General features: G+C 32.4%; 8 protein-coding genes and 1 pseudogene. 3 read left to right on the top strand and 6 right to left on the bottom strand.

Annotation, left to right across the window (positions count from 1 at the left end):
* Nucleotides 1-366: 366 nt before the first annotated feature.
* Both DM444_RS05590 and DM444_RS05585 read right to left on the bottom strand, forming a co-directional pair.
* Nucleotides 367-1,074, bottom strand: a pseudogene (locus DM444_RS05590) (immunity 26/phosphotriesterase HocA family protein); the annotation flags it as partial.
* Nucleotides 1,075-1,086: 12 nt separating this feature from the next.
* Nucleotides 1,087-1,587, bottom strand: a complete 501-nt coding sequence (locus tag DM444_RS05585) for a hypothetical protein (RefSeq protein WP_111284799.1) — start codon at nucleotides 1,585-1,587, stop codon at nucleotides 1,087-1,089.
* A 504-nt stretch (nucleotides 1,588-2,091) separates the two neighbouring features.
* On the opposite strand from DM444_RS05585, the gene DM444_RS05580 reads away from it, so the two are divergent.
* Nucleotides 2,092-2,484 (top strand): plasmid mobilization protein, encoded by a 393-nt coding sequence (locus tag DM444_RS05580; protein WP_111284797.1) that lies wholly within the window; start codon nucleotides 2,092-2,094, stop codon nucleotides 2,482-2,484.
* A complete protein-coding gene (locus tag DM444_RS05575) occupies nucleotides 2,472-3,716 on the top strand; it encodes a relaxase/mobilization nuclease domain-containing protein (protein WP_111284795.1) in 1,245 nt (414 codons plus the stop codon). The genes DM444_RS05580 and DM444_RS05575 overlap by 13 nt, the downstream gene beginning before the upstream one ends.
* A gap of 56 nt (nucleotides 3,717-3,772) precedes the next feature.
* On the opposite strand, the gene DM444_RS05570 is transcribed toward DM444_RS05575, so the two are convergent.
* From DM444_RS05570 to DM444_RS05560, 3 genes are all read right to left on the bottom strand, one after another.
* Nucleotides 3,773-4,171 carry a hypothetical protein gene (locus tag DM444_RS05570; protein ID WP_111284793.1) on the bottom strand — a complete coding sequence of 133 codons (399 nt, stop codon included), beginning with the start codon at nucleotides 4,169-4,171 and terminating at the stop codon, nucleotides 3,773-3,775.
* Between the two features lie 7 nt (nucleotides 4,172-4,178).
* Nucleotides 4,179-4,469 carry a hypothetical protein gene (locus tag DM444_RS05565; protein WP_111284791.1) on the bottom strand — a complete coding sequence of 97 codons (291 nt, stop codon included), beginning with the start codon at nucleotides 4,467-4,469 and terminating at the stop codon, nucleotides 4,179-4,181.
* Between the two features lie 548 nt (nucleotides 4,470-5,017).
* Nucleotides 5,018-6,265 (bottom strand): T9SS type A sorting domain-containing protein, encoded by a 1,248-nt coding sequence (locus DM444_RS05560; protein ID WP_162614923.1) that lies wholly within the window; start codon nucleotides 6,263-6,265, stop codon nucleotides 5,018-5,020.
* A gap of 698 nt (nucleotides 6,266-6,963) precedes the next feature.
* Between DM444_RS05560 and DM444_RS05555 the strand changes: the two genes are divergently transcribed.
* The gene (locus DM444_RS05555; RefSeq protein ID WP_111284787.1) at nucleotides 6,964-9,201 is read left to right on the top strand and encodes an FG-GAP repeat domain-containing protein; all 2,238 of its coding nucleotides are present in this window, start codon (nucleotides 6,964-6,966) and stop codon (nucleotides 9,199-9,201) included.
* 381 nt (nucleotides 9,202-9,582) lie between these two features.
* On the opposite strand, the gene DM444_RS05550 is transcribed toward DM444_RS05555, so the two are convergent.
* The gene (locus DM444_RS05550) at nucleotides 9,583-13,578 is read right to left on the bottom strand and encodes a T9SS type B sorting domain-containing protein (protein ID WP_111284785.1); all 3,996 of its coding nucleotides are present in this window, start codon (nucleotides 13,576-13,578) and stop codon (nucleotides 9,583-9,585) included.
* Between the last annotated feature and the right edge of the window lie 321 nt (nucleotides 13,579-13,899).

Raw genomic sequence — 13,899 nt, 5'->3', positions numbered from 1 at the left:
GTAAATTTACAAAAGTTTTCCCTCGGGTGATTCTTCTTCTCTCATCCGTTGCTCTGTTTTTCATTATACAATTCCTCTTCATTAAAAAAAGACCGAGCCTCGGTCTTTTTTATTCCACAATCACTATCCGCTATAAAGTTAAAACACTTTTTTTATTTTATCCTGATCAAAATATGGTGGGGATAAACACAAATATAAAACCTAATTCATTAAGGTTCACAAGTAAAATTTACCTATCATTACTTCACTCACTTTTCAGATTCTTACAAAGTTAACAGGATTTTCTCTCATTGTCATGGACATAATATGTACATTAAAATACTGATCGTTACGCAGAATCTACTTTACTTTCCGCTTTCAGATCCTTTATTTTATATTTTCTAATATTTTCGAAGTCGATTCAATACCAATTATCTTACAGTTTTCCTCATAACTTAACTTTGGATTTAAACCAAACTCTGTCATTATTTCATTTTTTAACATTTCATTTTTCGGATTTCTTAAATCAAATTCAGTTTTGTAATAGGGATCACGATTGAAATCAAAAACATTATCATTCTTAATCGTTTCAATGATATCATCCTTGTAATAGTGAGTGCTAAAACCGCAGGAATAATAGCCATAAGGGTTTGACATAAATCTTGACATACTGTCTTCAGGCAAGAAAATATTCTCCCCGCGTGTATATTTATTGAATTTTGACAAAGGAAGTTCTTTATGAATAAATCCCCATTGCAAAAAAACGTTTGCACTACCATAACTAATGCTTCTTCCATAAGAGATAGGGTATTCAAAGTCATTATCTTCTAACTTTTTATTGCCAATAATTTCATATTCTCCATAATGGAGATGATTGTCCATCATAAAATCAGACGGCAAGGCTGTCAAGTTTTCCAAAATTTTAAGATCTATATTTTTCTTTGTTGAAATATATGGATACAACTTAACTAAAACAGGAGTTCCCATTAATAGATTTAATCCATGACTTTTTTCAAGGATATTATTTTTTCTAAGTTTAGTAATATCTAATAGAACTCTTCCAAAACTATAATTTGTTCTATCAATTTTGTAAGCAAAAAAATCACCCTATTTATATTTTACATTTTGTTTTTTAGCATTTTTGAATTTACTGATCTCTTGTAAATGATTCTCATCAGAATTATTTATAAAGTTTTCAACCCAATAACTAAATTCACTTTCTTTCTTTTTTTTTCTATCTTCCCAATTGCTAGAAAAAAAGGTTGTTTTAGTACTGTGGTTTCCAATCCAAAAATCTCCAAAAGTATTTATAGACACATATACGCCAATCGGAGTTTTTGTAGACAAAACAGATGCTGTTAATTTCTGTTCTTTCCCTTTAGCTGTCTTCGGAACTAAAATCTCTCTATTTTTGGTTATCTCATTATACTGAGTTTCTACATACTGATTTGAAGTTGATATAATATATCTTTTAATGATATTGTCCTCAAAATATAAAATACTTGGTTCGCGATAAGTATCTCCTTTTAAAATTACTTTTTCCCAATTAGGTTTTATTTCTTCCAGTCCAAGATATTCTCGTTCCCTATTTGACAATTCAAAATTCATCCTGTTTTTAGTTTTAAGTGAAATGGCTTATTGTTAATTTATAAAACAACTAAAATAGTATTTTTAAAATCTCAAAATCAATAATTAAAGATATAAGTTTTCATTTTTTAGAATGAAAAAAAGAAAAGCAAGGTATTGGACACATCCAGAGAAGTGCACATAACATTTTTCTTCGTTCCTCAAAAAATGCCCTTCGGGACTTATAGCACTTCAACTGTCTGACTGTCCAATTTCAGACTGCTTTCTTTTTTCCCTTTTTCTTTTTTTTAGCATTTATTCATTGTAACAGTCTACGGCCATCATGACCATATTTTGTGCATGATACATTCAAATATTTTTTCTAAATTAGAAACCTGCTTTTAAAAATCTCCAAAGATTGCCACGTTCCTGCAATCAGCAAGATGAACGGTTGTTTAACAACCGCCTATCTTGCCACCCATTGCCTCGGAACTCGGCGGTGGAAAAACTTAAAAGCAAAGAGTTTGATAACAATGAAAATGAAAGATGATGAAAAGAGAAAATTCAAACAGAACACGAATCGTGGGACTGCGATTCACTCCTTTGGAGTATGCCGAACTGGAAAAAAGATTCAGAGCAAGCACCTGCCGAAAATTAAGTGACCACATCAGAAGCCACTTATTCAACAAACCAATTGTAGCCACTTACAGAAACCAGTCTTTAGACGACCTGATGGAAGAGACAGCTGTACTTACTTCCGAATTAAGGGCAATAGGCAATAATATCAATCAGATTGCCAGAAAGATAAACACGTTCAAAACAGTTCCCGAATTCAAAGGACATCTTTATCTGTTCGAAATCCAAAGAGAAAGGCTTTTTGATAAAATGGAAGAAGTCTCAGGCCACACCCAGAAAATAGCAGAAAAATGGTTGCAGTGATAAAAACAAGCTCGTCCATAAGAGGCATTCTGAATTACAACGAAAATAAAGTTGAGCTCGGAAAAGCGGAATGCATTAGCGCGGTTAATTATCCGCTGGAACTGGAAAAACTGAATTCCACTTCAAAATTAAACCGCTTTCTAAAACTGGCAGAACTCAATACGAATGCGAAGCGGAATACGGTGCATATCTCACTCAACTTTGATCCTTCGGAGAATCATTCGAAAGAAAAACTGGCTGAAATTGCGGATGCCTACATGGAAAAACTGGGATTCGGCAGACAGCCTTATCTAGTGTATCAGCATCACGATGCAGGTCATCCCCATTGCCATATCGTGACAAACAACATTCAGAGAGACGGGAAAAGAATCGACCTGCATTTACTGGGGATCAGAAAATCAGAACCTGCCCGAAAAGAAATTGAAGAAATGTTCGGTCTTGTAAAAGCCGAAGGAAGAAAACAGAAAGAACAATTTTCGTTAAATCCGATAGATGTCGGCAGAGTCGAATACGGAAAAGCAGAGTCAAGAAGAGCGATCAATTCAGTTTTAAATCAGGTGTTGTTTAATTACAAATATTCAAGCCTGCCTGAACTCAATGCTGTTTTAAACCTATATAATGTTCATGCTGACAGAGGAAGCGAGGAATCGAGGGTTTTTAAAAATAATGGACTACTTTACAAGATACTTGACCAGAATTCAAAACCGATAGGCGTTCCAATAAAAGCCAGCGAATTCTACAGCAGACCTACATTAAAATTTCTGGAAGGAAAATTTAAAACTAATGAAGCAGAGAAAGAGTCTTATAAAAAATATGTGAAAAATGCCGTAAAACTGGCTTTCTATCGTGAAAACATATTTTCTCCCGAAAAATTATCCAAGATATTGGAAGGAGAAAGCATTCATATGATATTAAGAAAAAGCAGAGAAGGACAGCTTTACGGAATAACTTACGTTGACCTTAAAACCAGATCAGTCTTCAACGGAAGCAGTCTGGGGAAAGAATTCAGTGCAAAGGGAATTCAGGAAAGCTGCGCCATGAACATTCTTAAGCATAAAAAAAAATACCAGAATTCAATTTCAAATAATTCTGAGAAATTTCAAGATCCTGAAATAAGAGAGTATGTAAAAGAAAATCTTACAGATATACTTCTTCGTGGTGAAAAAGTAAATGAGTATGTTTCAAAACAGTTTAAAAATAAAAAGAAAAAGAGACTTTATAAGGGGATTTAAAATGGTAAAGGGTGCAAAAATGCACCCTTTACTTTGTCAAACCATTTTTACCACTTCTAATTTTTATTTAAGCATTCTTTAATATCATTAAGAAAGGTATTTATATCAAATTTTTTAATCTTTTTATCGTCCAAAATCTCTTTTGATTGATTCACGAATTCATCAGTTAAAATCTTTATTTTTTCTTCTTTATTAGCTCGAAAAAAAGATTCAAACTCTAATTTAATTTCGTACTCAATAGCTGGTTCATTTTTTAATATTTTTAACGGTCTTGCTTTAAAAAAAGATTCAAATCCTTTCGAAACACAAAGAATACCGATGTATATCTTCTCTATTTCTAAAACATATCTCTTTTCAGCTAGGCATTCATTTAAAGTATTTGCTAAATCATTAACTATTTGTCTATCTTCATTAGAGAATTCTCTAGAGAACTGTGGGCCAATACTAAATTTCATAATTTTTTTATCTAAATATTTTATTTCCTGGAGGCAAACTTGCATGCAACATAGCATGTGCATATATCATAATTTTTTCTTGAACTTTTATTTCAACTTGATTACCAAAATATATTGGCACCATGTGTACTCCTCCGGGAACCATCTTATCAAGTTCTGACTGAGAATATCTAGTACCTGTGGTTTCTCCATATTTCCAAAGATCATTAGCATTTAAATTTACCTTATTCCCTCTAACATCGATATATTCTCCTGCATTATTTACTCTCAGCTCATAAGTAAAACCTGAGGGTTTCATCTTCTTAGCTAAAATCTTGTTTATTTCATAAGCTTGTTTAGCAGCTAATGCTCTGTTGTCATAAAGCCAACCCCCTGATGCTACTCCATATCCTACAGGTATAAGAACATCATCTACAGCTCCAAATCCCGTTACGTCATCAGCAACTAGAGCTGCTGCAAATACACTTGCTGATTTAAAAGCTCTATTATTGACCTTTTGTCCCTTAGCTGGAGGATCAATCCCTTCTTCTCCTGTCTCATTTGTTTCTCCTTGACCTTCAGGAACACTATTATGGATTTCTATTCATTTTGTTCATTTAAAGCAATATTAAAACAAAAAAGATGAGCCCTACTGCTCATCTTTAAATTGTCTATTCTTAAAATTCATTCAATCCCAAAAGGTTAGAGATCTTAAATCTTAAATCTCATATCACTAACTTTGAAACACTGCCTTTTAAATCGTGAATCTGCAAATGCAATATGGAATAATTGAGCCTCAACACATCTAATACGTTATAGACAAGCTTTTTCACCAGTCCCACGAAAAAGCAAATAACTTTATTCCAGTTAATTTACTATAATTTTATGCGTCTCTCTACTATTATCTTTTAAAAGAGTCAAAAAATACAAGCCCTTATTATAATCTCTCAAATTAAAAAGTACTATCGGATCTGAAACTTCTTGAGTATGCAATGTTTTACCTGATACATCAGTAATAATTATTTTAGAACCAATTAACGAAGAATTACTAACAACATTCAATACATCTGATGTAGGATTCGGGAAAAGTGCTATTGGTAAATTCGAAACTTCATTATAATCAACTCCAAGGGTAGTGTTTATTTTTCTAATCCTATGGTTTCCTTGATCTGCAACATACATTACACCACTTTTTAAAATACATATTCCTGACGGGTTATAAAATTCTGCATCACTCCCAATTCCATCTGAATCTCCTATAAATCCAAAGGATGATCCTGCATAATTAGAAACAGTACCATCAGGAGTAATTTTCCTAATTTTATTATAACCATTATCAGTAACATACAAGATATTATTTTCATCAATCACAATTCCATATGGATAATTAAATTTTGCATTGGTTCCTACACCGTTTGTAGAACCAGTATCTCCGGTAGGTGAGCCTGCAAATATTGTTACAACAGCATCAGGAGTAATTTTCCTAATATTATTATTATTTGTATCCGCAACATAAAGATTTCCAGCAGAATCCATGCACATCCCGAAAGGATTATAAAATCTGGCTTCGGGACCAGCACCGTTTGCCAATCCCTGATCACTACCGGCAAAAATTGATATTGTACCATCTGGTGCAACTTTATTAATTCTGCTGACATTAGTATCTGAGACATATAAATAACCTTTGCTGTCAATACAAATCCCTATTGGACTTTCAATTTCAACATATGTGCTTACCGTACCATCTGAAGTAATTTTCCTAATTTTATCATCCTCTGGATCCGTAACATAAATATTATCATTGCTATCAATACAAATTCCTCTAGGCTCCCTGAATTTTGCCTCTATACCGATTCCATCACTAAAACCATACGTTGATCCTGCAAAGGTACTCACAACCCCATCTGGCGTAATTTTTCTAATCATATAATTTGCCCAATCAGCCACATATAAATTACCTTTTGAATCAGCACAAATACCATCAGGCTGATTAAATTTTGCCGCAAGCCCGCTCGCATTTGCAAAACCGCGAGAACTCCCAGCAATGGTAGTAACTGTTTGAGCTTGCACCAAATTTATAAAGCAGATAATAGCGCCTAACAATATTTTTTTCACTTGGATTTTTTTTAATTTTTTAAAAAATAACTTATTTGTGCTCAAATATAGAAAAAAAAACAATCCGAAAACGTAATAAAAAGATTATGGAAATAAAAGTAACGCTGGTTATATTATCGTGACAATCTAGCTATGCTTTCGTTTACAAAATGAAAAAAGACAACTAAATAATACTTCCATTTAAATAAACATCATCCTTCCGAGCAACTCTCCCCTCACCGGCCAAAACAAAAACTAAAAATAATCTAAAAGAAAAAACAACTAACTAACTAACTAACTAACTAACTTTTAAACAGCCTGTCCTTTTAAACAAATTCCCTAACCTAATCAGTTTTACCGTGACCGGTCAAAATCATAATCAGAAGACATCTTTAGAAAGAAAGAAATCTTTACAGCAGAAGGCTCAGATCCACAGCGAAACGCATCGGTTCGAATCCCGTTAGGGCTACAACGATAAAAGCTTCAGAGAAATCTGAAGCTTTTTTTGTTTTCTAAACTTTAATATTCTTTATATAAGAATCAGAGGATAAAGTTAGAGCTTAGTTCTTAACTTGAAACTCGGTGTTAAATTATCGCATTAAGCTCATAACTAAAACATCTTCATAAGCAGAAAATATAAAAAATAAATAAATTTGCTTGTAGTTATTTGAAAACCTAATATTATTAATAGCTTACTATAAACTCATTAAAATAAACTCATGAATTTGAACTGTACACTTCTAAAACTAACTAATAATTCAAAGTACCATGCGTATTTTTTGTTTTTTTTCTTATTTTATAACAATCTAAATTGTTTTGCTCAAAATTTTGATCATGGTGAAATAATTAACGGGCCTGGTTTCGGATATGGGTACATTAAAACTTTTGACGCTGACCGAGATGGAGATTTAGATGTATTAGCTTTTCCATACTTGTATTTTAACGATGGTCATGGTAAAAACCAAAAAATGGAGATTATAGGAGACAGCAGAAAAGAGCATGAACACTATAGCGTTGAAGATATTGACGGAGATAAAGATCTAGACATTGTCGTGTTATATAAAAGTGGCGAAATAGCAATTTTCATAAATGGCCCGAAAGGTTTTTCTAAAAAAGAACAAAAAAACAAAATAACTTATTCCCCTTCTGAGTATGCCAAATTGTATTTATACGATGCTAATTCGGATGGTATTTGTGACATTATCATCTCTGGTTTGAAAGGGGTGCCAATTGCTTACATCGGCAATAAAAACCAACAATACAGCTATTTCAAAACTTTTATTGAATATTTCCCTAATCTAAATTTTGTTTTGGGACTTGATATAAATAAAGATGGAATTCAGGAATTGTTGGTGCCAGACTATTCAAATGAAAAAGATGAGCGCTTTTTAAAAATCTATTCTTTCAAAGGAAACAAGTATGTTTTAGTAGAAACCATTTCCATTACAACTTCTGGAATGGACAATATTAAATTATTTGATATGGATAAAGATGGTGATCTTGATTTAGTATATTCAGAAGATTATAAAAAACCTGGTATATATTGGATAGAAAGAAATAGTAAAGGCGGTTTTGATAAAATACATACACTAATTAGTTCTCTTGAAATGAGTGATTTTCAGCTTGGAGATTTTGACTCAGACGGAGATCTCGATATCGCTTATTTTAGGCGACAAAGCCAATACACCTTTGTTTTCTGGGCCGAGAATAAAGGAAATAATACTTTTATCAGAAACCAGAAAAGTTTATTACCAAATAGCAACGGATCTAAATCATTCGTTTTTGAAGATTTTGATGGTGACAAAATAAAAGATATATTGTTTTTAGATGGCGACAGAGAACATATCAGACCACGATACACCATGGTTTTACAGCAAAAAAATGGAACTGTAAAAGAAAAGAATGCATGGGTTGTAAAAGCTAATTGTTCTGGCTTTCTTTTTACTGATTTAGACAATAATGGCACCAAAGACATTGTTGGTCACTATGACAATGAATTGTTCTATATTTTGATAGATCATAAAGGAAAATATTCAAAAACATTGGAATTAGCAAGAAGTCCTTTTAAAATTGGGAGTCTCAAATGTGTCGATATTGATAATGATGGAAAAAACGATTTAATACTATCTTCTGAAGATAGCGAAAAGGGTAAACTTGGATGGTTTAAAAATGAAGGAAATATTAAATTTAACCATTTTACGATTATACATAACGAGGGAGATAGACTTATCAACTTTGAGATTATTGATTATGATAATGATGGCAATAAAGATGCGGCTGTTAACTATTGGACAGATGCAATACGAGGTTTTTATATCTATAAAAATACTGGAAATGGTATTTTCAGTAAAACCAGAACTATAGTTACAGAAACTAAAGATTCGTACCCTGAAATTGCTTTATGGGATGTGAATGGGGATAAGAAAGATGATTTACTCGATCTGAGATCAAAAACGTTGTTCAACTATTTGGGAAATGAAAAATGGGAGAAAAAACCTAGTCCGTTTGAAGGTCAATTTATCAAAGGCATTTATAAAGCAAAAATAGATGATAATAATTCATCTGATTGTATAATGCATTCAACCAGCAATCTCAAATGGTTAAAATACAGTAATGGACAATGGCAAAGTAAAGTTCTTCCTGTTGATTTTGGCATTGATATAATAAGAGTTGGTGATGTTAATGGAGACGGTTATGATGATATTGTATGCCTGGCTAATAAATATGATTTAGCCGATGGATTTAGTCAGGATATAGGTTTTAGCTATAAATATTCTATAATCTGTTTATTAAACGACAAGTTAGGTAATTTTACACCAAAAACATTATGCCTAGTTCCAGAGTTAAACAGTATCGAACTACAGGATATTGATAATGATGGCGATCTTGATGTTCTGGCTTGTGGCAAATGGGGAGGAGCTGGAATTACAGTATGGAGAAATTTACGCAATAATTAAAAGGACGATTTGCTTTTACATATTTACTTGTAAACTTGACAAGATTTGAACCCCGTGATTTATGTTAGTTTTAAAATATTAAATTACGATACTAATGCAAAATCATGTAATAATCTACAATAAACTGGTTAGATATTTGAATGCTTCCCGCTTTTACAAACCCCATGAATTTAGATTTCTTAGATTTGTATCTTATTCAGAAAAATTTATTTGATTCTAAACAAAATATTAGTGTTTTCAAGGGAGAAATGGTTTGGATTAAAATTTCATATCACTAATTCTACGCTCCCCTTTTATTACATAAGATAAGTTCTTCCAGTCTTTTCATATAGTTTAAGTAAAAAAACATTCTACATTGCCTGAAGATATTAAAATTAATTTTTATCGCTTCAAAGCAAAATGTCCTTTAAAAATTCGATTATCTTCTAATTTTATAACATACCAATAATCATCTGCTGGCATTTGGGAGCCAAGATAAGTGCCGTCCCAACCTTGACTCATTGGAGTAATTTGTTTTAATAATTTTCCGTATCTATCAAAAATCTCAATAGTGGTTTTTGAGTTTGATACTGGATCAACTCCTTCAATATTCCAATAATCGTTATAACTATCGTGATTAGGTGTAAAAAAATTAGGGATTCCAAAAACGGGCACTTCTTTCGGTACAGTTCCGCAACCATTTAGATCTTTGATGTAAACGGTATGTATACCGGCATGCACATTTTCAAATGTATTTCCTGTTTGGTAATCTCCATTTTGATCATCCAAGGCATAAACATAATCACCATTTCCTGTGGCAGAAACCGAAATCGTATTGGACTGGCCCACAACTGCTATAATATTTGAAGCGATATCAGATGCTGAGACTTTTATTGTTCTGGTTCTAGAGCAATTTGTTTGTTTATCAGTAACCTGAACAGTAAATATACCTTCTTTATTTACTGTCAAACTATAATTTGTTTGATCTGAAATGAGAAATCCATTAAAAAACCAAGTATAACCATAATCATTAACTAGACTAAGATCTAAAAGTCCGGCATCAATTTGTTTGGTAAAAGTTGTTAAATTACTACATACCAGTCCTTCTCCTTTTAAATTAATCTTAGGCACAGGATTTACAATGAAATTAACAAAGGTAGTCGCTGAACAACTAGTGTTGTTTGGGTTTATAACTTCAACTTTTACATTTTGTGAATTGGTTACAAATGGATTTGGAAGAGGACTTGACAATAAATTATTATTTGCATCATAGTATTTCACAGTCATTGCGGTTTGTCCACCTAATATAGTAGCTTCAAAAGAAGAAGTATCGAAAGCATATTTACCATCTTGTTTAAGCGGATCAGATTCATCATCACATACAGTTGTGAGCGAAGGATCAATTTCAAATACTTCCGGCAGATCATCTACAATAAAAGTAATTGTTGAATTAAACAAACATGCCGTTGTTGTATTGCTGGTTAAAATAGCTTTCACAATCTGAGAACCTGTAATAAAAGGATTTGGCAATGGACTTGAAAGTGGGGTATTATTTTGATCCAGATAAGAAACCGTCACATTAGTTAATCCATTAAGCAGCTCTTGTTCAATAGTTGAAGTATCAAACGCATATAATCCATCCTGATCATCATCACAATGGATTTTTTTTAAATTTTGTGTCACAGGAACCGGTTCGACTCTTAAAGTAATATAACCTCCTAATCCTAAACAATCATTATTTAATCTGCTGTCTACACGAATAAAGATTTTTTGACTATCAGGAGAACCTGTATTTCGATAATTAGAAATATCTGAAATAGCGTTCTTCTCTGCCAAAGCATCTTCTACGTTTTGATAATAACCGATGTCTAAAAGTTGCCCTGAAGGAAAAATAGCTTTAATTTCATTTGTTGCAGAGCTAAAATTAAACGCCGCAATACCATCTTTGTTAGTTCCTAAAACAGCATCATCACATTGTATAAAAACCTTAGAATAGGTTGATGGAATTTGTGTAGAAGAAACAATTAGATTTAATTGCGCAATTCGATAACAATTATTAGCATTTTCAACACGAACATATACTTTATCAGTACTAATAGTTTGGTTTCTATATGTTTTCGGATTTAAAATTGTATTACTGTTATTTTTAGCATCAGCAAGCGTTTTGTAAAAAGTAATAGTTTCATTTGCAGAATTAGAAGTTATTTTTGCTTTAGCTTCTTCTAAATTAAAAGCACTAAACCCATCAATATCATCATCACATTGTTTTAAATCAACTGAATTTACAATAATTGGCAAAGCAAAGACTTTTAAATTAAATGAAGTTGTAGCCATACAACTTGCGTTGTCTTTGTTTGTCACTTTTACAAAAATAGTTTCAGTAGCGGTTGCATTAGAATAACTTGTTGGCAAGACAATTGCCTGGGTAAATTCAGCATCTTTATAATAAGAAATTACAAATTGACTTGGAGATTGACCATTTAAAATACCTGCTTCCCTCTGGGTTAAATCAAAAATAATTTTACCATCTGTATCTGACCCTACAGTGGTATTATCACAACTAATCAAATCCGGAATATTGGCAGGTAAATTAGGTTTTGGACTATCAAATACATTTATATCAAATGTAGTGCTGCTTTTGCAGTCATTGTTGTTTTTATTTGAAACTTCAGCGGTAATTTTTTCTGCCTGATATGGGCTAGTATTTGAATACAATTTAGGCGAAATAATTTCAGTGCTTCCCTTGAAATAAGTCACATTATATAAAGCAGGATCCTGACCGTTTAAAACAGTAGCATTTTGGGCGGTCAGATCAAAAACAGCTATCCCGTCATTATTATCATCACAAACTAATATATTGGCTGCCTGCATTGCAACTGGTATCATTGAGATAGTGATGTCTTTAGTTTTAGTGCCTGATCCGCTGGAATTAATAGCTGTAACAGAAACAGTAAATGTTCCGGCTGAGAGATACGTATGAGAGGGATTTAAATCGGTTGAAGTGGTGCCATCTCCAAAATCCCATACCGCAGCATTAATATCTTGTGATGAATTTAATGAAAATGAAGTATTATCTCCTAAACACAAATTTTTAACATCAAAAAATGCATCAAAAAAAGAAGTAATAAATGGCGGAAGTCCTTTGTTATGAGTAGTTTCTCCAATTAAAGGCTGTCCAATTGGATCAAAATTACAACCTAAACCTACAACATTAGGATTATTAATAACTCCCAATGAACTTGGAAAATAACTGCTATAGTAAATTTTACCATTTGGAGCCAATTGCAATGCTCCGATGCCGTATGGAGCGTGAAAAAGAAGAACTTTAGAACTCTGAATATCATTGCTTAACAAATCAAACTGCCCCATCGATTGCGAAGTTTCATATGTATCAAAACTAGCATAAAGTACATTAGAATTATTGGAAAATTCAACACCATATGCTCTAACGTCTTTAACAACTAATTTAGGGTTACTGACTTTACCGGACAGATTATCAAAGTCATAAATATAAACAGATCCTTTATAATTATCATATGGAGTAGTTGGTGTGTCAATCTGGTCATAAGCAGCAGCTAATTTTTTCCCATCAGGCGATGCTTTAAAACAGCCGATAGCATTTCTGCGATATCCAAATGTTGGCACACTTGGCAACACTGCAGATTTAACCGGATTAGATGCAATTCCACTTGACGTCACTCTAAAGGAATAAAAATAATCTGTAAATTGAGTTATAACCCAAAAACCATTTCCTGATGCCTCTCTAACCGATGTTATTTTTTCAGAACATTTGTATTTTATTTCTTCGCCATTAGGATTAGTGTCGTAAGTAATTAAAGGATTATTACGGCTCACAATATCTCCTATACTGCCATTGTTTCCTATTTTACTTAAATCAACTATAGAATAATTTAAGCCATTATTTAATCCGTCGTCATTATCTGGAGTTTTACCGCTATCCTCGTCAAAATAGTTTCCGGAAAATGCTGCCGGATAAACTGTCGCATTTTCATGATGCGGTTCATCTAATGTAAAAATGTAATATATTTTGGAATTTCCTGGTTTGGGAACTATTATGGCGGAATTAGTGCTTGAAGGGTCTCCAAGAAGTCCGGTCCCTGCCCAATAATCGCCATTTGGCATAATGATATGATTTTTATCCCAGACAGTTCTCCCATCTGTATAAAACAGTAAATTCCCACTGCTATCAGCTATAGAGGCGCAACCTTCGTTGGTAACAAGTTTTCCATCGTTTAAAGAAGTCACAGAACCGTCGTTATGAAATTTAAGTCCCGCATTTTTTCCAAAATACCATACACTTGCTTCTTGTTGAGAAAAAGAAGTTGATGAGTAAAAAAATAATAGTAATAAATAAAAATTATGCTGCTTAAAATTCATAAAATAGTTAAAAGTAAATAAAACAAAAATGTTTCATTAGTATATTTTTACACGACTAATATGGAATTATTACGAAAGAAATACCATTATAACAATCTCACTTCTACAAATATCAAATTAAACAATATGTATATAAAAATGAATTTAAAGTCTTAAAATATGCTTCCACTGTAAATTTTAGTTTACACCAAAACGATAGATCACAATTTAATTGTGTGTCATTACGAATTTTAATGCAATAAATTTACCTTTCCGGTTAGCAGCATATAAATCTGAAAAACAGTCACCAAGATCGTAACAAGTATAACGTAATTAAAAATA

The organism is Flavobacterium ginsenosidimutans, assembly GCF_003254625.1.
Lineage (GTDB): Bacteria > Bacteroidota > Bacteroidia > Flavobacteriales > Flavobacteriaceae > Flavobacterium > Flavobacterium ginsenosidimutans.
Note: the sequence above shows the minus strand (reverse complement) of the source record. Positions and strands in the feature narration are given on the sequence as shown.

Coding starts and splice junctions, on each gene's coding strand:
- DM444_RS05580 (WP_111284797.1), top strand. CDS start 2,092: ATGATGAAAAGAGAAAATTCAAACAGAACACGAATCGTGGGACTGCGA.
- DM444_RS05575 (WP_111284795.1), top strand. CDS start 2,472: ATGGTTGCAGTGATAAAAACAAGCTCGTCCATAAGAGGCATTCTGAAT.
- DM444_RS05550 (WP_111284785.1), bottom strand. CDS start 13,578: ATGAATTTTAAGCAGCATAATTTTTATTTATTACTATTATTTTTTTAC.
- DM444_RS05555 (WP_111284787.1), top strand. CDS start 6,964: ATGAATTTGAACTGTACACTTCTAAAACTAACTAATAATTCAAAGTAC.
- DM444_RS05565 (WP_111284791.1), bottom strand. CDS start 4,469: ATGAAACCCTCAGGTTTTACTTATGAGCTGAGAGTAAATAATGCAGGA.
- DM444_RS05585 (WP_111284799.1), bottom strand. CDS start 1,587: ATGAATTTTGAATTGTCAAATAGGGAACGAGAATATCTTGGACTGGAA.
- DM444_RS05570 (WP_111284793.1), bottom strand. CDS start 4,171: ATGAAATTTAGTATTGGCCCACAGTTCTCTAGAGAATTCTCTAATGAA.